At 61.2% G+C, this 19,818-nt stretch carries 17 protein-coding genes; 6 read left to right on the top strand and 11 right to left on the bottom strand.

The genetic code is table 11. The annotated features are described in order from the left end of the window. Positions 1-71: 71 nt before the first annotated feature. Both U5A52_RS02560 and U5A52_RS02555 read right to left on the bottom strand, forming a co-directional pair. Positions 72-917 (bottom strand): 4Fe-4S dicluster domain-containing protein, encoded by an 846-nt coding sequence (locus tag U5A52_RS02560; protein WP_321909658.1) that lies wholly within the window; start codon positions 915-917, stop codon positions 72-74. After that, positions 914-3,871 (bottom strand): molybdopterin-dependent oxidoreductase, encoded by a 2,958-nt coding sequence (locus U5A52_RS02555; RefSeq protein ID WP_321933791.1) that lies wholly within the window; start codon positions 3,869-3,871, stop codon positions 914-916. The genes U5A52_RS02560 and U5A52_RS02555 overlap by 4 nt, the downstream gene beginning before the upstream one ends. A gap of 211 nt (positions 3,872-4,082) precedes the next feature. Here U5A52_RS02555 and U5A52_RS02550 point away from each other — a divergent pair, with 211 nt between their 5' ends. Then, complete coding sequence (locus U5A52_RS02550; protein ID WP_321933789.1) at positions 4,083-4,622, top strand: MarR family transcriptional regulator; 540 nt, start codon at positions 4,083-4,085, stop codon at positions 4,620-4,622. A gap of 41 nt (positions 4,623-4,663) precedes the next feature. On the opposite strand, the gene U5A52_RS02545 is transcribed toward U5A52_RS02550, so the two are convergent. From U5A52_RS02545 to U5A52_RS02525, 5 genes are all read right to left on the bottom strand, one after another. Continuing rightward, a complete protein-coding gene (locus U5A52_RS02545) occupies positions 4,664-4,900 on the bottom strand; it encodes a hypothetical protein (RefSeq protein ID WP_321933788.1) in 237 nt (78 codons plus the stop codon). Between the two features lie 120 nt (positions 4,901-5,020). Beyond that, a complete protein-coding gene (locus U5A52_RS02540; RefSeq protein WP_321933786.1) occupies positions 5,021-6,217 on the bottom strand; it encodes a Gfo/Idh/MocA family oxidoreductase in 1,197 nt (398 codons plus the stop codon). Next, complete coding sequence (locus U5A52_RS02535) at positions 6,165-6,674, bottom strand: nuclear transport factor 2 family protein (protein ID WP_321933784.1); 510 nt, start codon at positions 6,672-6,674, stop codon at positions 6,165-6,167. Before U5A52_RS02535 ends, U5A52_RS02540 begins: the two co-directional genes overlap by 53 nt. 68 nt (positions 6,675-6,742) lie before the next feature. Then, positions 6,743-7,786, bottom strand: coding sequence for a homogentisate 1,2-dioxygenase (locus tag U5A52_RS02530; protein ID WP_321933782.1), 1,044 nt, complete (start codon positions 7,784-7,786; stop codon positions 6,743-6,745). Between the two features lie 109 nt (positions 7,787-7,895). Next, positions 7,896-8,840: a 3-keto-5-aminohexanoate cleavage protein gene (locus U5A52_RS02525; RefSeq protein ID WP_321909648.1), complete on the bottom strand. Its 945-nt coding sequence runs from the start codon at positions 8,838-8,840 to the stop codon at positions 7,896-7,898. A 532-nt stretch (positions 8,841-9,372) separates the two neighbouring features. On the opposite strand from U5A52_RS02525, the gene U5A52_RS02520 reads away from it, so the two are divergent. Genes U5A52_RS02520 through U5A52_RS02505 form a run of 4 tightly spaced genes read left to right on the top strand, consistent with a single transcriptional unit; the run spans position 9,373 to position 15,205 of the window. After that, positions 9,373-10,554, top strand: coding sequence for a substrate-binding domain-containing protein (locus U5A52_RS02520; protein WP_321933780.1), 1,182 nt, complete (start codon positions 9,373-9,375; stop codon positions 10,552-10,554). Between the two features lie 17 nt (positions 10,555-10,571). Continuing rightward, entirely contained in the window at positions 10,572-13,049 is a 2,478-nt protein-coding gene (locus U5A52_RS02515) for an ATP-binding cassette domain-containing protein (protein WP_321933778.1), read from the top strand. Beyond that, positions 13,046-14,077 (top strand): ABC transporter permease, encoded by a 1,032-nt coding sequence (locus U5A52_RS02510; protein WP_321933776.1) that lies wholly within the window; start codon positions 13,046-13,048, stop codon positions 14,075-14,077. Before U5A52_RS02515 ends, U5A52_RS02510 begins: the two co-directional genes overlap by 4 nt. Positions 14,078-14,137: 60 nt before the next feature. Continuing rightward, positions 14,138-15,205 carry a porin gene (locus U5A52_RS02505; RefSeq protein WP_321909639.1) on the top strand — a complete coding sequence of 356 codons (1,068 nt, stop codon included), beginning with the start codon at positions 14,138-14,140 and terminating at the stop codon, positions 15,203-15,205. Positions 15,206-15,217: 12 nt separating this feature from the next. Here the strand turns inward: U5A52_RS02505 and U5A52_RS02500 are convergent, their stop codons facing one another. From U5A52_RS02500 to U5A52_RS02485, 4 genes are all read right to left on the bottom strand, one after another. Then, complete coding sequence (locus U5A52_RS02500) at positions 15,218-16,054, bottom strand: aldo/keto reductase (protein ID WP_321933774.1); 837 nt, start codon at positions 16,052-16,054, stop codon at positions 15,218-15,220. A gap of 44 nt (positions 16,055-16,098) precedes the next feature. After that, positions 16,099-16,554: a DoxX family protein gene (locus U5A52_RS02495; protein ID WP_321933772.1), complete on the bottom strand. Its 456-nt coding sequence runs from the start codon at positions 16,552-16,554 to the stop codon at positions 16,099-16,101. A 33-nt stretch (positions 16,555-16,587) separates the two neighbouring features. Beyond that, positions 16,588-17,400 carry a pirin family protein gene (locus tag U5A52_RS02490; RefSeq protein ID WP_321933770.1) on the bottom strand — a complete coding sequence of 271 codons (813 nt, stop codon included), beginning with the start codon at positions 17,398-17,400 and terminating at the stop codon, positions 16,588-16,590. A gap of 271 nt (positions 17,401-17,671) precedes the next feature. Next, complete coding sequence (locus U5A52_RS02485; RefSeq protein WP_321933768.1) at positions 17,672-18,715, bottom strand: porin; 1,044 nt, start codon at positions 18,713-18,715, stop codon at positions 17,672-17,674. 326 nt (positions 18,716-19,041) lie between these two features. Here U5A52_RS02485 and U5A52_RS02480 point away from each other — a divergent pair, with 326 nt between their 5' ends. After that, a complete protein-coding gene (locus tag U5A52_RS02480; protein WP_321933766.1) occupies positions 19,042-19,818 on the top strand; it encodes an IclR family transcriptional regulator in 777 nt (258 codons plus the stop codon).

Below are 19,818 nucleotides of genomic sequence, written 5' to 3'. Positions count from 1 at the left end.
TGAAATGCGCCCGCTTGTCCGTTCTCGAACGCGGCAGGCGGGCGCGCCCAAAGGCGCCCCCGCACAAACGATCAATACAACAGGGTGCCGAGGTTGACGCTGCCCGTGCGCTCCCGCGTTGCGATGACCTTCTCCTGACCGTCCTTGCGCACGCGCACTTCGACCGTCGAGGTCATCGTATTCAAGCCGGAAAAGCGAAAGTCGCCGAAATGATCGGTTCGCGTCGTGCGCTCCTCGCCGCTCGCGGAGTCACGCAGCACCACTTCGATACCTGCCAGATTGCGCGGGCGTCCGTCTTCCATGGTTTCGCACACATTGCCAGCCACGAGATGGCTCAGCGCGTCCTCAAGATGGCGGTAGAAGACGCGTGGCTTCGTGCCGAACTCCGGGTGAATGACCGTGAGGTTGTCGTCTTTCACGATCTTCTCGAGTTCGGGCTCCGGTACGTTCAGCGCGCGAATGGCCTTGGTGGGGCAGGCCTGGGCGCAGCGCGGCTCCTTCCATCCGGCGTCGAGCAGGTGGGCGTCGAAGTTCCAGTTTTGCGGCACCTGTTCCTGTTCGTTCCATTCGATCATGCCGTACGGGCAGCTTTTCACCAGATCGCGCCTGCCGCGCGCTTTCTCCGGATCGATCATGACGATCCCGTCCGGGCGCTTGTAGATCGCGCCGTCCGGTGCGGCCTTCACGCAAGGCGCGTTGTCGCAATGATTGCAGGCCTTCGGGATATACGTGACGTCGACGAGCGCGCCTTCTCCCCGCACATGCCGTTCGACACGTATTGTCTCTAGCCCCTCGGGCGGGTGCGGTGCCGAATAGCCGGGAAAGGCGTTACCGCTGTATTCGTCTTTCGTGGCGATGACGCAGTTGCGGCAGTTGATGCAAAGCGAAACGTCGATAACCAGTGCCCAGTTGCTCATGCTGCGTTCTCCAGTGTCGCGTCCCATTTTTCCACCTCCACCCAGCAAGTGTTGGGCATGATTCCGTCTGCGGTCGTGCTCATTTTCCGTCCCGGCGTGAGCAGGTTGAGACAACCTCCGCGGTCGACCATGCCGACCGCAGTCTTGATCAGATCGAGTTCGGCGCACGATTCGTTTCCGCGCGCAACGCCATCCTTGATCAGCTCCGAAACGTCCAGTGCGCAGATGACCGAGGCCTGCGCGTTGTGCACGCGTACGAGATCGCCGGAGTGCAGCCCACGTGCGGCGGCATCCTTTACGCTCATTCGGAGTACCCAGTAACGATAGCCGCCCACATTGAGCCGGTGCTCGTTGATCGTGCTGATATGGCTGTTCTTTCCGTCCGCGTGGGTATGGAAGCTGTAGACCGGATGATTGGTCACGAGCTGCAGCGGATACGGGTGCTTGATCGCGCTGTCGCGATTGATGTACCGGTTGACGGCCGGACGCACGGGATCGATCGCTTCGATGCGGCGCAGGCTGGAGGGCACGAACTCGAATTTGCCGGACTGCGTGGGCAGTCCTTCGCCGAACGTGTTCGAGTAGACGCCGGGCAGCGGATTCGCTTCCGGCAGATCCTTCGTGCGGCCTTCGGCGAACCAGCGCATGTCCACGGGCGGACGATCGTCGTCGGCAGGCGGCGGCACGATGTGATAGCCCTTCTTGAGGAACGTCTTCCAGGTTGTCTGCTTTGGCAGGTCGGTCGAGTTGAACATGCGCTCGCACCACGTAAGCTCAGACCCGCCGCCTTCGGAGTACATGCCGCCATAACCGAGCCGCAAGGCGATATCCAGAAAGATCTGGTAGTCCGAGCGGGATTCGCCCAGCGGCTCGATGCACTTGTGCTGCATGATCATCATCCGGTGATTGATCTGGCTCTGCGCGTGCTGGATATAACCGCCGCAATTGCCCCACTCGGAGATGTCGTCGCGTTCGAGCGCCGTGCACGCGGGCAGGATGATGTCGGCGAACTGCGCTTCGTTCTCCATCCAGATCGACTGGTTGACGACAAATTCGAGCGACGAGTGGCGGTACGCGTCGATCATCCGGTTCGATCCGGGGACCGTGCCGAACGAAGACGAGCCGTAGCGGTACAGCATATGAATGGGCGAATAGCCCGGCCGCGGATACGAGTAGTAGGCAAATTGCCCTTCGATCGAAAATCCGTCCCACAGGTAGCCATCCGCTTTGCCTTCCGTAATGGCTTCGGCAAGGCGCTGACGGGGGACAGATTGCTTGACGGGGTTGATCGTGATGATGTGCGGCATGCGGCAATAGTTGTGCGCCGCACTCGCCGTGTAGTTCAGATCGCCGGAAATTCCGCCCTCGGCGTAGCCTGGGAAGTAGAAGTTCAGGTCCTGCGGTGCGCCGATCTGCAGATTGCCGAAGTTGATGCCTGGTTTCCCCCAGCCTTGCATGGCCATCATCATGACGACGTTGCGCGCCCACTGGGCGCCGGTTTCCGTGCGGCAGGCGCCGCCGAAGCCCGCGCCCAGGCCACCCGCTGCGAGGTAAGTTTTCTTCGACGCCCACAATTGGGCGAGACTGCGCACGTCCTTTGCCGGAATGCCGGTTTCGGCTTCCTGCCATTCGGGGGTCTTGGGTATGCCATCCTCTTCGCCGAGCACGTAGGCGCGCCACTCGTCGAAGCCCGTGGTGCGGTTCGCAACGTACTCCTTATCATAGGTATCGTTCACCATCCACTCGTGCATGATGGCGATCGCAAAAGCCGAGTCGGTGCCGGGACGGATGGGAAGCCACTTTCCGCCAAGCAGCTGGGCCGATTGCGTGAGGTACGGGTCGATGTGGACGAACTCGACGCCGAGCTGCTTTGCCCACAGGCGGCGCTCCGTGCCTTCGAAGCCGGCGTAGACCCCATTGGTCGACTCGGGATCGCTCGACCAGAACACGATGAGTTCGGCGTTTTCGAGGCAATCCACGGCGGTGCCGTAAAAGCTCGGCGTACCGAGGCGCAAGCTGTTGCCATAGTGGTGCATGGCACCCCAATACCAGCCTTCCCAACTGATCGGGCTCATTTCCACGCGCGTGTAGCCGATCAGGTTGCCGAAGCGCTGCATTGCGCTCAGGTAGTAGTTGATGTTCCCCCACTGATGGTGCGCGCCGGTCGCCATGGCGATGGCGCCGGGACCGTATTGCTGCTTCATGCGGCGGATTTCACCCGCGACGATATCGAGCGCTTCGTCCCAACTGATCCGCTCGTAACCGGAGATGCCGCGATTCTGGATGTTGCGCTCGCCGTTGGGGTCGAAGTCGACACGCTTCATCGGGTAAAGGATGCGCTTGTCGGAGTAGACGAGCGACTTGAGCGAAAGCGCGTGCGGGCTGACCGTGCCGCGCCGGGCGGGCGAAAATTGGCGCCCGCGCGCGCGAATGGTCCAGCTCGGTCCGTCCTCCTCCACAAGATCGATCGGGGTCGTCCGGATGATCTTGTCGTCCTTCACGTAAACAAATACGGGGCCGCCGTTGGTCAGCGTGACATAGCGGGTCGTGCCGTCCTTCATCGGCGTGCCCTTGCGCCACGAGGCCGTCTTCATCGTGTTGACGAGCTGGCCAAACCAGACCAGCGCCTCGTCGCTGCCGCCCTGGGTGATCTTGAAGTTCTTCAGGGCGTCGATCAGGAACGCATGGTCAGTCGTTGGCGCGAGCATGCGGCGGGCAGTGGCAACGTCCATGAACACGAGTTCGGCGTCCGGCGCGGCGTACGGTCCCCAGCTGGCAGACAGGGTGCCGTCCTTGAAATGGAGCTGCCGCGCGAGGCTGTTGTCCCGCAGCCGCAATTGTATGACCCATCGCCCGGCGCCCAGGTGCTTGCGCATGCTGGGAAACCGCCGCGCGGCCATGCGAAGGGCGAATGGCATGAGCCAGAGTATGAGCACAAGGAGTTGTCGTTGCATGCCAGTCTCGATCCTGAATTGAACCAGGCGCTGTGACGTGGGATATCACCGCCGGTGACAATCTGGATTATCCCTTGAGAGATCATCCAAATTGAGATAGATTGATATCGAATGATGTGTTCCGGGACGGGCAAAGTCAAGGGCTCCAGGGAATTCCCTGCACCGAAGGCATGACCGATCTTTCCGCGGCCCCCATGTTGAGGAGTGGCTTATGTCAAAGCTGAGTTCGAATGCAGTCAAGGAAGCCCTGGAACTGGAGGGGCTCGATGAACAGGGCGCGACGTCGCGTTCAGTCGCGGTCGATGTGCGCGGCAGAACCGTTCCGTGGATGGCACGCACGCTATACCGGCTTTACGACAGCCAGGCGCAAAAGGTGCTGGACAGGGAGGGTATTTCGGTTGCGCACTGGCTCTATCTGCGCGTGCTTGCCGAGCGTGGCGAAATGAACCAGCTGGAACTCAGCAAGCGGGTAGGCATTGCCTCGACCACCGCGGTGCCGGCGCTAGACAGCATGGAAAAGCGCAATCTCGTGCGACGTACGCGCGACCCGAAGGACCGGAGAAAGTATTACGTCAGTCTGCAGGAGGAGGGGCAACGTCTCGTCGACGAACTGCTGCCAGAAATTACGGCGATGGTTTCAGGTTCGTTCGAGGGCATCGCGCCGAACGACCTTCACATTTTCTGGAAAGTCATGCGCCAGATAGAAGCCAATCTGACCCAGATTTCCCAAGGCGACTCCATCGTCGACTAGCTGGCGGCGGGTAGGGCGGCGCGAAGCCGCCCAGGCTGCGTTCAGGCCACCCGCATGCTGGGGCGCTCCCGCCCTGGCGGGAGGATATGCCAAAGTCCGTCCGTGTGGCGAAAGAAGAACAGGGCCGCGGGGCCCGCTGCCCGGCTGGCTTCCACACACACATAGCATTGACACTTCGCGCGCCGGTTCCGGAATTCGACCACGTGAACCGCGTCCATCGAGGTCGGGGCGAGCCAGAACTCGACCATCGCGCGCAATGACTTTTCTGCGCTGGCCATTGTCTTCTCCTCATCACGCGCGTCTTAATCGTCGCGTGACCAGAACATGCAGGACGGCCTTGCTCGAAGCGAAGGCGTCCACCTCCCACTGCCCGGCCTGCCGGACGTGCTTGCGCGCTTTTACCCCACTTTCACCCGTTTGCCGGCTCGACTCGATTGCTCGATCGCTTCGAGCACCTCGTGAAGCGCGCGTGCGTGGTCGAAACTGGGGGCGGTGCGCGTGCCATGAAGCAGGTCCTGGCCCATCAACCGGTAAATACCGGCGACGTTGCGTGCGGCAACCGCGTCTTCGGCATCAATGGGGAAGGGATCGGGAATCGCGAGTTCCGTGTAGCCTTCCTCGCCCTTGCGGCCGAACTCCACACGTAATGGTGAAATATTCACGCAAGGCACGTATTCGTTCCGTGCGGTGACACGCAAATCGCCTTGGCTTCCGTTGATTTCCCACAACAGCTTCGTTCCGCGCGGAACGCCGCCGCGCAATTCCAGCGACAGCGGTGCACCGGAGCGCAAAACGGCGTTTGCCATGACGTGATCTGGCGTTTTCATCTGCACGGCTTCGCCCGTTTCGATCGCACGGACCGTCTGGCGGCGTTGCGATAGCACCGCGCCGATCTCGCCGATCTCGCCGAGTACCGCCTGAATCGCGGCAATAGCGTGCCCGCCGATCACGGAAAGCAGCGTGGCGCCGTTGCGGTCATCCATGGCGTAGGCGTCGCCCCGCAGGATATCGCCGCCCCAGCTGATGCCGGACCCCACGTACGTCGACGAGAGGACGTCGCCGATCTCACCTTGCGCGACCAGCTTGCGCAGGAACTGCACTTCAGGCGAGGCAATCGCCTGCGTGCCCACGACAGCGAGCGCCTTCTTCTCGCGTGCAAGCTCCGCGAGTGCGATGGTTTCTTCCAGGCCATTGCCGAGCGGCCATTCGCAGTACACGCTCTTGCCGGCCTGCAAGGCCGTGGTGACGACCTGGCGGTGGTGCGGGACCTTGACGGTGACGACGATAACGTCGATATCCGGCGACGCAGCAAGCGCTGCGGCGTTTTCGAATGCGCGCGGGATGCCGAACGCGGCGCTGGCGGCCTGCGCGCTGGCGAGCGTCGTATTGGCGACGCCTGCAAGCTCAAAGACATCGGGCAACGCCCGCAAGGCGGGAAGATGGGCCATTGCCGCCCAACCGCGATCTGCGCTCAGGCCGACAATGCCCACGCGAAGTTTCCTGTCCATGTGTTCCTCTTGCTTCAGATAACGGGCGCACCCGTCATACGGTCTGGTATTGGTACGAGGGATCTTCCCTGTCGCGGCGGCCGACATTCGAATTGCCGAGCGGCGCCTGGCCCTCGGGAACCGGGTCCGAACGCTGCGAATCGAGTACCACGACCCGGTCGGCAATGCGCCATTCGCCGTTGCGCCGCTCCATGCGGTCCACATAGCGAATGTTCACCACCCAATCCATTGCGGGCTTGCCGTCTTCGGGCCTGGTCCGGTGGCTGGCGCGCGCATAGTGCTCCGCGAACGCCCGATCGCCGTGGACCTCGACATACTGGTTGCCCGTGAAATGTTGCGTCGATTCGAAATTCGGCAGCAATTCGGCTGCCCATTCGATGAAGCCTTCCACATCGCCGTTATACGCACCGTGCCGGTCGATTGCGTCGGGGTGATAGCACGAGCGCACGAGGTCCCAATCCATGCGGTCGATGCCGCGGCAGTAGCGGACATGAACGCGGCGAATCTCGGCTTCGTCCAGCATTTGCTGAAGTTTCGCTTCCAATTTCGGTCTCCTTTCTAATTGGCCTCGCCTGAGCGTGGTGCCGAGCGAGTCGGGCCACGATCAGCGTGTCATTTCGCGGCGCCCGGATGAGGCGCGTAATTGCCGGTTTCCATCAGCTGTGAGATGGCAAGGGCCTCTGGCGTCCAGCGCAAGGTCGCGCGCGTTTCGAGCAGCCATGCCTGGTAGCCTTCGGGAACGTCCTCGGACGGCCCGTGATGGATCACGCCTTTCGGCACCCAGGTCAACGTGCCGGGCTCCGTACAGCCGCCCCACGCGCCGGGGCCGCGCACGTAGCAGATCATTTCATCGAAATCGGCATTGATATGGACGGGCGGCCGGCCTCCCGGGCGCGCGCTGAGGTTGAACAGCAGCAGGTCGCCCGTGCCCGACGAAAGGAAGGGGCTCGGCGGGCCGCCCTCCGGAAGATAGGTATGAACCTGGATTTTCGTGAGATTGAGCTTCCACACCGGCACGCTATCGGAAAGCCGCACGCCCAGCGAGAGCGGGTCGTGTGGCATGACGAAAACGGTGTTCTCGCCGTCGAGCGTCTTCAGGATCAACCGGGTCGGAGCACCTGGCGCGATGTCCGGATCGATTTCGGCGTATTTCAGGTCCCGCGCGACGTTGAGCATGCCGGATGGCGCGGGCGGCGAGAGCTTGAGCGCCGAGGGGCTCTCCACGATGAGGCTGCGCATCGCGCCATCCGTCGGGCCGTAGCGGTAGGCAATCGCGCGCGGAATGCAGACGAAGTCGCCCTCCCCGGCGATGAGGCTGCCGACATCGGTTTCGAACTTCACCGTGCCCGACTGGATGAAGTGAATCTCGTCCGCCTCGACGTTGCGCACCACGAACGGCATCGGCGCACGGCGGGCGGATACGTGCACTTTCACGCCGATCCGCGATGTTGCGACAGTCGTCGGGATGGCTTGCGGGTCGCTCGCGTCGCCCGGAATCAGGCGCTCGAGCACGGCTCTGCGGGGCGCATGCGGCCCTTCGACAGAAAGGTAATCGGGCGCATACGTCGGTCGGGTCACGACCGAAAGCGCACCGAGAAACCCGTCCCGCGTCCACAACTGCACGGTGGGCTCCGCGCCTTTCGTTTCATCGTTCATCTGTCATTCTCCTGGGGGCTTGAAGGCACCGGGCCGTTACAGGCGTTATAGGCGCGATCTCGCGACCGTGGCTCATTGCGCACGAGGCCACGGTCGCGCGGCCCCGTTCTCAGCGGGCCGGCTTGCCGATCAGCTGCCGGTACTCATTGGCCGTTGCCGGCTTGCGTCCGAGCAGGGCCGCGATATCGCGCGCCATGGTGAACATTTCGAGGTTGCTCGCGAGACGTTCGTCGCTGTTCGGGTACTTCCACGGCGTGTCTTCCGTGCCGACGCGGATATGCAGCCCCATCATGGTGGCGAGGGTCGTCATGTAGAGCGTTGCGCGTCCCGCCGCGCAGACGCTGATCACCGACGTCGGATCGATCTTGCGAATCTGGTCGACCATCAGGAACAGGTGTTTCGTCATGTCCTCGGTGTCGCTCACCCACGTGCCCGAGACCAGCGTGCGTCCGACATTGAACGGCAGGCCGTACAGGATCAGCCAGTTGTACGGCGGCTTGAGAATGCCCGTGTCGATCAGCTTGCGCTTGGCAAGCTCGATTTCGCCGGAGCTGTGCACCGCCAGTTCGGGCTTGACGCCGACTTCCTCGAGCGTGGCGACGGCCGGCACCGCAAAGGCCTCAGGGTGGCCCGGCGCGCAGGGCGCGACTTCGGTCAGGCCTTCGCGAGCGGGGCCCATGCACATGTCGAACGTCGTGCCGTGCAGCACGTTCACGTTCGGCACGAAATCGTTGCCGAAGCGCTTGCGCAGCGGCTCGATCACCTGTTTGTAGGCCTCGACCGGCACGATGTCGCGATCGAGGCGGCGGCCTTCTTTGTCGGTCATGAACGAGAAGTCGATGTGAACGCCGCAGGCCCCGGCTTCGATCACGCTGGTCGCTTCATCCACGTAGGCCTGAAAGGACGTCGTGTCTTCAAAGCGGCCGGAAACGGCAGCATTGATGGCGACTTTCTCAGGCACGTCCCACTTGGGCTGCAACTCGGCCCCAGCAATGAATTGGTACTCCTCCATTTCGCGCTTGGCGGCTTCCCAGAGGGGCAATTTCTCGATCATGATGATCCTCGACACAGGTAGTGAATTTTGGTCCGCAAAGCTTCCGAACCGACGGCGATCAAACTGGAGAGGTTTTGCCGGGGCGCCAGTGACGTCACGGCCCGTGCCCGCCCGGGGCGCGGGAGGTGGATGCCTCTCACCAAAATCGTTTGCGCAGAGATCATTCCGAGCAAGATCGATTTATATCGAATGATGTTGTTTGGAATGAATTAAGTCAAGGGACCCAGGGAAATTACCTGGGTGGGCGCGGCCACTGCGTCAGATGACAGCAAACGTGGAGCGGCACCGAACCGGCGCGGGGCGGCGCTAGGGAGATTCCCCAGGAATCTTGACATCGGTCATTCCGAAACACATCATTCGACATAAATCGATTCTGTATCGCATCATTGAGTTTGGGAGTGGCCTAAGCGTGGACAAATAACAAGGAAGTGGCCAGGAAAGGCTTGGAGACCAATCCATATATTTCGTAGTACGGATGAAGCGGCGCATCATGACGCTTCGAATCACACTCAACACGACATCGAGGATCACCATGTTCGACCCGCTTCACGTATGGCCGAATGGCACGCGTAACAAGCATTCGCACGGCCTCACCCAACATGCCATCGAGAGGAAAAAAGCGCATGCACTGTCCAGGTCCCGCCGTATGCTCGCGCAGATCGCGGCGTTGCTCGGCGCGAGCGTTATCGGCACGGCGGCTTACGCGGCTGGCGACTCGGAGACGAACCAACAGGGCGATATCACGCCGTTGTGCGGCACCAAGCCGATGATCGTCGGCGTGTCGGACGGCTATGGCGGCAATACATGGCGCAAGACCGGCCTTGCCGAGGTCAAGGACGAGCTGAGCCGCTGCAAGAACGTCAAGCGGATCATCTACAGCAACGCCAATGGCGATCCGCAAAAGGCGAACTCCGATATCAACAGCATGGTGGCGCAGGGCATCAACGTGCTGATCCTGCTTCCTGACTTCGGCGCGGTGCAGCTTCCCGCCATGCGGGCGGCCATGAAAGCGGGCGTTGCGGTGGTGCCTTACTCCGCGCAGATCGCGGGCGTACCCGGACGCGACTACGTCGTGAACGTGGTTGGAGACACGAAGCAGATCGGCGTGCTGTGGGCCGACTGGCTAGGTGCCAATGTGAAGAAGGGGAATGTGGTGTTTCTGGGCGGGTCGCCGGGCGCTGCACCCTCGCAGAACTTCCTGGACGGCCTGAAAGCCGGGCTCAAGCCATACCCGAATCTGAAGCTGCTCAACGAGCAGTTCGTCGTGACGAACTGGAACCCCGTAGATGCACAAAAGGCCACGGCCGGCCTCATCGCGCAGTATCCGAAGATCGATGCGATCGTCACCGATTTCGGCGTAACGGCACTCGCGGCGGCCAAGGCATTCGAGCAGGCGCATCTGCCCGTTCCGGCGATTGCGACCATTGCGAGCGACAACGAGTTGAACTGCCACTACATGGCGGCCAAAAAGGCCGGCACGCATTTTCCGTATTACACGGTCGATGGCACGACGTCCTACGTTCGCTTCGCCGTGCGCCAGGGAGTAGCGGCTTATCAGGGGACCCAGGACAAGGAGTCGCCGTCGATCCTTCCGTTCACGTACGCCGACAGCGCCAAAGGCATCGATCCGAAGTGTGATCCGTCGGCGCCGCCCGACGCCGATCTTTCCTCTGCGCTGCCCGCCGACAAGCTCAAGCAAGTCTTTGCCCAGTAAAACGTTCGAGACGAATCATGAATGACCAGAAAACGCTGCTGCAGGTCGACGGTGTCACGAAGATCTTTCCGGGTGTACGGGCGCTCGACAACGTGACGTTCTCGGTGGTGAAGGGCGAAGTGCACGGTCTCGTGGGTGAGAACGGCGCTGGCAAGTCCACGCTGATGGCGGTCGCATCAGGTGCACTGGTTCCGGAGCACGGGCGCGTGGTGATCGACGGCGTGGAAACGCGAGGCGATACCGAGCAGGCACGCCGCCTGGGGTTGGCCATCGTGCGGCAGGAACCGGCGCTCATGCCCGACCTGACTGTTGCAGAGAACCTCTATCTCGGCGTGCCGATCGAGCAGCGTCCAACGCTCATGCAAGTCGCGCAATGGGCGCAAGGGCTCCTGAAGCAATGGAGCGATGACGTCGCCATCGATGCGAACGAGCGCGTGGTGAGTCTGAATCCGGAGCAACGGTTCATCGTCGAGATCGTCAAGGCGCTTGCGGCGAAGCCCAAGGTTCTGGTCCTCGATGAACCGACCGAGCATCTGCTGGCGGAAGACGTCGAGCGCCTGTTCGAGCGCATCCGCAAGATTACGGCTTCGGGTTGTGCGGTCGTGTACATCTCACACCGGATCCGCGAAGTGCAGAAGATCGCGAATCGGCTGACCGTGCTTCGCGACGGTCAGGGGCAAGGCACCTGGCAAGCCGCGGGCCTGAGCGAACAGCAGATCGTTGAACTGATCGTTGGCGGGGCGCTCGATCGCGACTTTCCGGTCAAGGGCAACGATGAAGACGCGAGCGTCATTCTCGACGTGGCGGGACTGCGTGGCGCAGGCTTCAGCGATGTTTCGCTTCGGGTCAGCAAAGGCGAGATCGTAGGTCTCGCGGGTATCGATGGCAATGGCCAGCGCGAATTCATGCGGGCGCTTGCGGGCCTCGCGCGAAGCCGCGGCCGCGTCACGGTAACGGGGGCTCAAGCGAGACTTCACCATTCGCAGGCCGCAGCCGCGTCAGGCATCCGGTATCTACCGGGCGATCGTCATCGAGAAGGCATCTTCGGCGAATTGTCGGTGCGTGAGAACTTTTCGATCCGCAGTTTGCCCTTCGATTCCATCAAGGGCTGGGTCAGCCAGCGCAGCGAAGCGAGGCGCGCGCGAGACGCAGTGAAGCGATTCGCGGTCAAGACGCCGTCCATCGACACGACGATTCGCAGCCTGTCGGGCGGCAACCAGCAGAAACTGGTGCTGGCGAGTGTGCTGGCCAGCCAACCGAAGGTGATGCTGGTCGACGAGCCGACTCAGGGTGTGGACATCGGCGCGCGGATGGAAATCTACAAGGTGTTGAGAGAAGCGGCTGCCGCGGGCACGGCTGTGATCGTCGTTTCGTCCGATGCGCACGAAGTGGCGGGACTGTGTGACCGCGTGCTGATCTTTTCACGCGGGCACGTCGTGAAGGAACTTGCCGGCGACGCGGTCAGCGAGAACACCATCACATCTGCCGTCCTGACTGTGACGACCGAGCGGGAGAAAGACGCGTCCACAACGGCACGGTTCTGGAAGTGGGCTTCGGGGGATCTGGCGCCGATCGTGATGCTCGCCGTGGCCGTGTGCGCGCTCGGTCTGTATGCGGCGCATGTCAATCCCGCTTACCTGTCCGCACGAAACCTGAGCGGCATGCTGGCGCTCGTCGCCACGCTGGCCATCGCCGCTTATGGGCAGCAGTTGCTCATGCTGGTCGGGGGCATCGATCTTTCGGTGGGGCCACTCATGGGCCTCGTTGTGGTGATCCAGTCGTTCTTCCTGAACGATGGCGCCACATTGGGCCATCAACTCTCGGGCTGGGTGATCGTGCTGCTGGTGGCCCTGGCCGTCGGACTGGTGAACTGGACGCTGGTTGGGCCGTTCCGGCTGCATCCCATGGTGGCGACACTCGCGACCTATATGGCGCTTCAGGCCGTCTCGTTGCTTCTGCGCCCGGTGCCTGGCGGACTCATAGCCGATCGCGTCGTGGACGCGATCGGCGCGCAGTTCGGCTTCATGCCCGTCGTTGCGATCGTCGCGATCGCGATGGCGGCCGTGCTCGAAATCGCGCTGTTCAAGTCGAGGGTGGGGCTCACGCTTCGCGGTGTGGGTTCTCGTTCCGAAGCCGCTCGGATGGCCGGCGCGCGTCCCCAACTGACGACGCTCGCCGCCTACCTTGGTTGCTCATTGCTTGCGGCTGTTGCGGCAGTGCCGATGATGGCGCAGGTCGGTTCCGGCGATGCCAGCGCCGGCATCAACTACACGCTCGGAAGCGTTGCGGCGGTGGTGATCGGCGGAGCGAGCCTTTTTGGCGGGCGCGGCTCCTTCGTTGGCGCACTGCTTGGTGCGCTCCTCATCATTCAGGTGAACGTGGTGACGTCATTTCTCGATATCGGCGACTCGTGGCAATCGTACCTCCTGGGCGCAATGATCCTGGCTTCGGTCGCGCTCTATTCCAGAAGCAGAGAAATGGCGGTGGCGAAATGAGAAAGGCAATGCACAACCAGGCGGAAATCATGTCGGAATTTCTCGAACCCTCCTCAACGAAATCAAAAGCAAAGCCGGCGTGGTTCCCCGCGATCGATGAATTCTCGTGGATCTGGGTGGGGGTGATCCTGCTTTTCGCGTGCAGCTTTATCGTTGCGCCGGGCACCGTTTCGCACGGTTCGATCCTCGCCATGCTCCCTTTTGCCGGCATCCTTGCGATCGTCGCGACGGGGCAAACGCTGGTCATCCAGCAGCGCGGGCTGGACATGTCGGCAATCGGCATGGTTTCACTCGCGGGCATCGTCATGGCCAGAACCGGATTCGTGTTCGACTCCATTGTGCTTGCCGTTGTTATCACCGTTTGCGTTGGCGGCATCGTCGGTATCGTCAACGGCGCTTTGGTCTCGAAGGTTGCGATTACGCCACTGGTTGCAACGCTTGCCGTCAATGCGTTGTTGATTGGCCTCGCACGCTCGCTGACGGGCAACGTTCCGGTCAATGTCCCGACTGTCATGCAAACCATCTCGCATGCGCAGTTCCTCGGCCTGCCTGCCAATGTCTGGTTCGCGTTCGTTTTCGTTGCGAGTGCGTGGCTAATCACGCGCAAGACCGCGGTAGGGCGCAGGTTCATTGCCGTGGGCGTCAATCCGCGCGCGGCCGAAGCCGCGGGCGTCAACGTGTTGAAGTACAGGATCGGCGCGTACTTCGCGTCGGCCGTGTGCTTTTCGGCGGCGGGCATGCTGCTCGCCGGCTTTATCGGCAGCGCGTCGCAAACGTCCGGTAACGACTATCTGCTGCCCGCTATCGCAGCGGTGGTGGTGGGCGGCACGCCATTCACCGGTGGCCGGGGCAGCGTCGTTGCGAGCGCTGTAGCCGCGCTATTCATGGCGCAACTCGGGCAACTGGTGCTGGCGCTAGGTGCGGGTGCTGCGGTTCAGCTACTCGTACAGGCGTGCGCGATCCTGCTGGCAACGACGGTGCGTCATCTTCCGGAGTTACTCAGAGCACTTCGCCAAGCGCGGAGGTAGGAACTTCGCAGAGGCCTTCAGAGGATGGAGTGGAGACAATTTTTTGCTGAGGAATACAAAATGAAAAGATTGGCATTGTTTGCAGCTTTAACGACCATCGGAATCTGCAACGCGTATGCGCAAAGCTCGGTGACGCTGTATGGGCGCATTGCGGCAGGCTTCGACTACGTGACGAATGTGGCGACTCCGGAAGGCTCAAAGAACAACTTCCGGTTTGGCAGCAATCAGTACGGCTACAGCTGGTTTGGGCTCAAAGGTGATGAAGACCTTGGCGGAGGTCTACACGCGGTGTTCAAGCTTGAAAGCCTCTTTACTTCGGGAACCGGCGAAATACCGCCGAACACCATCTTTACGCGGGACGCGTACGTAGGCCTCGCGAGCGACCGTTTCGGCAGTATCTGGTTTGGTCGCGCGATGAGCCTGACCGACGAGACCGGCTGGTACATCGACCCCCTGGGCGAGCAGGTCGGGATCGGCGTCGGCAATTTCGCGTACGGTCGCGCCTGGGGTCCGCGGCCGAACGTGGTCACCTACAATTCGCCGAATTGGGCGGGATTTTCATTCCGCGTGCAGAACGGATTTGGCGGCGTGGCGGGCAACTTCCAGTCCGGCCGCCAGTTCAGCGTGAGTGCGCAATACACGCGGGCGAGCTTTGCCGCGTACGGCGTATATGAAGAAATACGCGACGCGAACGGGCAATTCTCCGACCTGTATGCGGCTTCGCGAGAGTACATGATCGGGGCCACCTATACGCTTGGGTCACTGAAGTTCTATACCGGCTTTCAGCAGCTGGTGTCGTCCGGACAGGATACGGTCGCGACCACATTCAATCCGTTTGCGGCAACGCGCAGCCAGCAGGAGTGGATTGGCGCCTCGTATCAGGCTACGCCTGCTCTCGCGATTCAGGGCGGCTGGTATCACGGTAACGTGAATCATGGTGGTGGAACAGGCAATCTCGCCGCTCTAGGCACGACTTACAACCTCTCTGCACGGACGTTCCTCTACCTGACCATCGGCGCCATGTTCAACGGCAAGCAGTCCTCATTCCCGGTGGAAGCGACAGACTCCCTGCCGCTGCCGGGCCACAACCAGCAAGGTGGCTACTTCGGCATCATGCACTTCTTCTGATGACGCCTGGGGTCAAGGCGCGGTGCTATCCCAGACGGGAGCGAGTCCAGGGGGATTGACGATGCGGCTGTCGGCTGTTGCCAACGAGTGGATTGCCGACATCTCCGCGTCGTCGAGCGCAAAGTCGAAGATGGCGAGATTTTCCGCGAGGCGTTCGATCCGGGTGGTTCTGGAAAGGGCAACCGTGCCGGGCTGCTGAACGAGCCACCGAAGAACGATTTGCGCAATCGTCTTGCCGTTGCGACCTGCGATTGCTTTCAACACATCGTCGCCGAATACGCGTCCGATCGCCATCGCGCAGTAGGCCGTGACGGCAAGACCGGCTTGCCTCGTGCTTTCGGCCAGCACGGACTGATTCAGGTACGGATGATATTCGAACTGATTCGTCACGAGCGGTGCGGCGGAAAGGCGAATGGCTTGCGCCATCATGGCACAGTTGAAATTGCTGACGCCAATATGCCGAACCTTGCCCGCCCGCACTACGGCATTCAAACCAGCGATTTGTTCGGCAAGCGGGATATCCGACCCCGGCCAGTGCAGTAGCAATAGATCGATGTAGTCTGTCCGGAGCTTGCGCAGGCTCTCATTCACGGACGCTTCGAAATGTCTCTCTGCGTAATTGCTCACCCAAACCTTGGTGGTGAGAAAGAATTCACTTCTTGGGCGATTTGAAGCGGCAACGCAGTCGCCAATGGCGGCCTCATTGCCATAGATCTGGGCGGTGTCGAAATGGCGGAAGCCCGCGTCAATGGCCGCGGGCGCCAATCGATGGACTTCGGCTTCGCTTAGACCATAGGTGCCAAAGCCAATGGCCGGTATGGCTGCGTCGCCAACATGAACGTCACGCATGAGGGAGTTCCGAAAGAGAAAGGAGGACAAACGGCGCGGGGCAATCAACTGTCGGACGGCGTGATTCGGGCGTAATTCGACGCTGTCTCGACGTGTCCGTTACCAACGAGTCGATCGATACTGAACAGGCCGGCGCCGTAAATCGAAAGCGCAAGCAGTCCGCCTGCCATGGCCAGATTCGTGAGAAATTGGATCAACTGGTTCTGGTCTGCGAACGCATGGTGAAAGATGATGGCCGTCGAAACACAGTAGGCGGCCAGCATCCATGCTACGGCGCGGGTTCGGTAGCCGAGAATGAGCAACGTTGCGCATGCGAGTTCCAGCAACATTGTGCCGATACACCATAGCTGCGGCACGGGCAGGCCGAACGTCCTGGCGTATTCAATGGTCGCCAGCGGCCAAAGCAGCTTGTTCACGCCGCTCGCAACGAAAAGGGAAGCGAACAGGAACCGTCCGGCCATGGCGAGCAGATCGTTGCCTGTAGAGTTCGCGATGGCCATGTGCCTGCCCTCGATGCCTTGACGCTCGACTGATCAACGCGTGGGCGTCTGGCCGAAATGGCCGTCGCGCCGAAGCTGCGCACCGATCTGCTTGATCCTCGCTTCTCCCGCGCGCAACGCGTCGGCAGACGTATGAACGGAGTAGTGTCCGAGCACAAGCGGGTGCGGATGGGCGATGGCAGAGCCGAGCACGAACTCGCAGTCCTCACTCGCGGTGAGGGTCACGGCGTCTTCAGACTCGTCGAATACGACGAGCTCGTCGGCGACACGCGCGTTGCCCACTCGCAATGCGCCGCGTTGAACGCTCAGCCAGGCAACGCTGTGACCGGCTGGCGGCGTGTACTGCCATTGTTCGCCGGCCTGAAGTCTCACGAGCAGATAGTTGATGCCTGCGGGAGCACGAATGGGGCTTTCGGCTTCCCCGTAGCGGCCCAGAATGACAGCTGCTGGACCGGTGCGAGGAATGTCGCTCGCGCTCAGGTACTGGCTGTGAGGAGCCGCCAATTCGAGGGAGGGCGGCAATGCGGTCCACAATTGATAACCGCGTACTGTGCCGTTGCCTCTGGCGCCGCCGCCATGCCAGACCCCGCCGCCCGCATTCATCCACTCTACGCCGCCAACGGGCAGTACGCCTGATGCACCGGTCGTGTCCTCATACTCAACCTCGCCTTGCAGCAGCACGGTCGTGGTCGCGAGACCCGAATGAGGGTGCATGGAAAACTGCAGCGCCGCCGCATTTTTGCTCTCGAAGTAGTCGAGAAAAACAAATGGCTTCAGGATGTCGCCAAGGTCGCCCGGGCTGACGAGTCGCGTGATGGAGCCGTGCTGCCGCCCCGCCGTGCGCAAGACGACCGCTCTCGCGGTGTCTTGCTGCCCGGCGGTATCGAGGCCGGGCCGTACTTGAAGAGGGGCGCATTGAGCGCTCGATGCTTTTGACACGCCGTGCGGCAAGGTTGTATCGGACGACATAATAATCGGGCGCGAGCGCCAGTTGATGACATTGAGCTAGGGTAGGCGCTTACGTGTCTCACGAAAAGCCTGTATTTCTCGATGCAATCCATCGCCAGTGGAGATACGTGAGCGTTGCTGCACGGATGCGATGGTCAATTTCCTGTTCCTAGAAAAAGTGCTGGATACCCAGCGAGACGCCGGTTGTCGACCGGCCGGATGCCAGGCCGGCGCCCGCAAGCGACGCCACACTGTTGGCGCCCGACGCATGCTGGTAGGTGACCTGCTGGTAGATGGAAGTGCGCTTCGAAAAAAGATAGGTGTTCGAGAGCGTTATCGTCTTCCAGTTTCCGCCGTCGAGATTTTCGACCCAGCCGCCAATCGCGACGATGTCGTCGGGCCTGACCGTCCAGTTCGCGCCCGCGTCGACGGTATTGGCGTTGCCCTGGCCTGTGGCCAGGGTGATGCGCGACTGCGTGAAGGCGGCGTGCAGCAGCACGTGAGTGAACTGATAAGTCGCGCCCACGCCCCAGTTGACGAGCTTGTCGGCGACTACGCCCTCGGACGCCCGCAACGGCGTACCAAACAGCGATGGGAGGCCGATGAAACTCGATAGCTCCAGGAAGCGGTTGTTCTCGTTCGCGTAAGTGGCTGCGAGGCTCAACGGTCCGTTCTTGTACTGGACAAAGAACGAGTAGTTGCGGCCTTCGCTAAAGTTGCCCGGCACATTGCCAAATGCAAATTCCACACCGGTCGAGAAGCCGGCAAACGTCGGGCTCACATACTTGACGGCGTTGGCGAACTGGAAAAAGTTCGCGACTTCGTCGAGGTTGCCCTGATGGAGCGAAAGAATATTGCCGAGCAGCAGAGGCGTTTGATAGTTGGCGAGAACGTCATACATGAAGCTGGGCTGGCGGCCGAGCGTGAGCGTGCCAAACGTGTCCGACTGCAGCCCAACGTAGGCCTTCCGATTGAACAGCGTCCCTGGAACGAGCAACTGCCCGTTGTTCAGCAAATACTCGCCCTGCAGGTCGAAGATCGTGCGCAAGCCGCCGCCAAGATCTTCCACACCCTTCAAGCCGAAGATATCGGGCGAATGCGTGTTGCCTTGCTGAACAAGGGAGTGTCCACCGACATTGCTGATGTATTGGACCGCTGTGTCGGCGATGCCATACAAGGTGACACTCGATTGCGCGTGGGCGATGCCGAACATTGAAAATGCGGAAAGGGTTCCTGCCACTGCACGTCTGCGAAAGGCCATTGCTTTGACTCCGAAGCGGTAATTGTTCTTTTGATGGATTGTGTCGATGAGAAAAAGAATTGCAGTACTAAGCAATCAGTTCGTAAAACTCCATACCAGGGTCCAACGGCTCGTGTAACCTTGCGGTCCACCTGCTTCTCATGATATTGCATTCAACAGTAATGAATGCAATAATTTATGTTGAATACTATAGAAGGCGCCCGCGAAGGGTGTCAACAAGGTTGACGTGCGGGGAAACCCGGGCGGCGTGTGTTCAACAACTTCAATACGGCAGCGATATGACCAATGTGAGCACGAGGCGCGGCATTCAATCCGTCGAGATAGCGTTTCGAATCCTCTCGGCGTTGCAAACGAGTGTGCGAGCCCTTCCTCTGAAAGAGATTGCCGCGCTGTCCGAACTCACGCCGAGCGCGACGAGCAACTACATGATCAGCCTCGTCCGCACAGGCCTCGTTTGCGCCGATGAAAAGCCGGGATGCTACAAACTCGGCCCGGCTTCGCTGGCTCTAGGGATGAGCGCGATCAACCAGCTCGACGGTTTCGATATCGTGCGGCGCGAAGTGATTGCGCTGCGCGACGCCACGCTCAACGGTGCGGCGGTGACGGCATGGACCGACGACGGGCCAGTGAGTCTGTTCAAGCAGGAGGGGGAGACGCGCAGCATCCTCGAATTGAGAACGGGGTTGATCCCACTGGTCACGACGGCAGCGGGAAAGCTCTTTATCGCCTGCCTGCAGGCCAGCCGCACCGACGAACTCATTGCTCGCGAAATGTCTGGCGAGAAGAATTGGAGTGCGGCCGCCATGCGGGAAGAAGCGAGCGCGGAATTGCACAAGAACGGTTTTTCGTTGGTTCATCGCGGCAATCTTGGCTATGTATCGGTTGCCGCCCCGATCTGGGACCGGGACGGGAATCTTCAGTTTGCAATCAGCCTTATCGGCTCGCCGGCCACGCTCGATACGGATATCAACAGCGCGGCAATCAAGGCGCTCCTCGAGACCGCTGTTCGCGCGACGATTGCACTCGGGGGCAAGGTGTCCCGCCAGATCGGGTAG

This window comes from Paraburkholderia sp. J8-2 (assembly GCF_905220195.1).
Classification (GTDB): domain Bacteria; phylum Pseudomonadota; class Gammaproteobacteria; order Burkholderiales; family Burkholderiaceae; genus Paraburkholderia.
Note: the sequence above shows the minus strand (reverse complement) of the source record. Positions and strands in the feature narration are given on the sequence as shown.

Bases quoted from the DNA above. Each gene is read 5' to 3' on its own strand.
- U5A52_RS02560 (WP_321909658.1), bottom strand. From the start codon at position 917: ATGAGCAACTGGGCACTGGTTATCGACGTTTCGCTTTGCATCAACTGC.
- U5A52_RS02495 (WP_321933772.1), bottom strand. From the start codon at position 16,554: ATGGCCATCGCGAACTCTACAGGCAACGATCTGCTCGCCATGGCCGGA.
- U5A52_RS02550 (WP_321933789.1), top strand. From the start codon at position 4,083: ATGTCAAAGCTGAGTTCGAATGCAGTCAAGGAAGCCCTGGAACTGGAG.
- U5A52_RS02555 (WP_321933791.1), bottom strand. From the start codon at position 3,871: ATGCAACGACAACTCCTTGTGCTCATACTCTGGCTCATGCCATTCGCC.
- U5A52_RS02540 (WP_321933786.1), bottom strand. From the start codon at position 6,217: ATGTCGGCCGCCGCGACAGGGAAGATCCCTCGTACCAATACCAGACCG.
- U5A52_RS02480 (WP_321933766.1), top strand. From the start codon at position 19,042: ATGACCAATGTGAGCACGAGGCGCGGCATTCAATCCGTCGAGATAGCG.
- U5A52_RS02525 (WP_321909648.1), bottom strand. From the start codon at position 8,840: ATGATCGAGAAATTGCCCCTCTGGGAAGCCGCCAAGCGCGAAATGGAG.
- U5A52_RS02545 (WP_321933788.1), bottom strand. From the start codon at position 4,900: ATGGCCAGCGCAGAAAAGTCATTGCGCGCGATGGTCGAGTTCTGGCTC.
- U5A52_RS02510 (WP_321933776.1), top strand. From the start codon at position 13,046: ATGAGAAAGGCAATGCACAACCAGGCGGAAATCATGTCGGAATTTCTC.
- U5A52_RS02515 (WP_321933778.1), top strand. From the start codon at position 10,572: ATGAATGACCAGAAAACGCTGCTGCAGGTCGACGGTGTCACGAAGATC.
- U5A52_RS02485 (WP_321933768.1), bottom strand. From the start codon at position 18,715: ATGTTCGGCATCGCCCACGCGCAATCGAGTGTCACCTTGTATGGCATC.
- U5A52_RS02500 (WP_321933774.1), bottom strand. From the start codon at position 16,054: ATGCGTGACGTTCATGTTGGCGACGCAGCCATACCGGCCATTGGCTTT.
- U5A52_RS02520 (WP_321933780.1), top strand. From the start codon at position 9,373: ATGTTCGACCCGCTTCACGTATGGCCGAATGGCACGCGTAACAAGCAT.
- U5A52_RS02505 (WP_321909639.1), top strand. From the start codon at position 14,138: ATGAAAAGATTGGCATTGTTTGCAGCTTTAACGACCATCGGAATCTGC.
- U5A52_RS02530 (WP_321933782.1), bottom strand. From the start codon at position 7,786: ATGAACGATGAAACGAAAGGCGCGGAGCCCACCGTGCAGTTGTGGACG.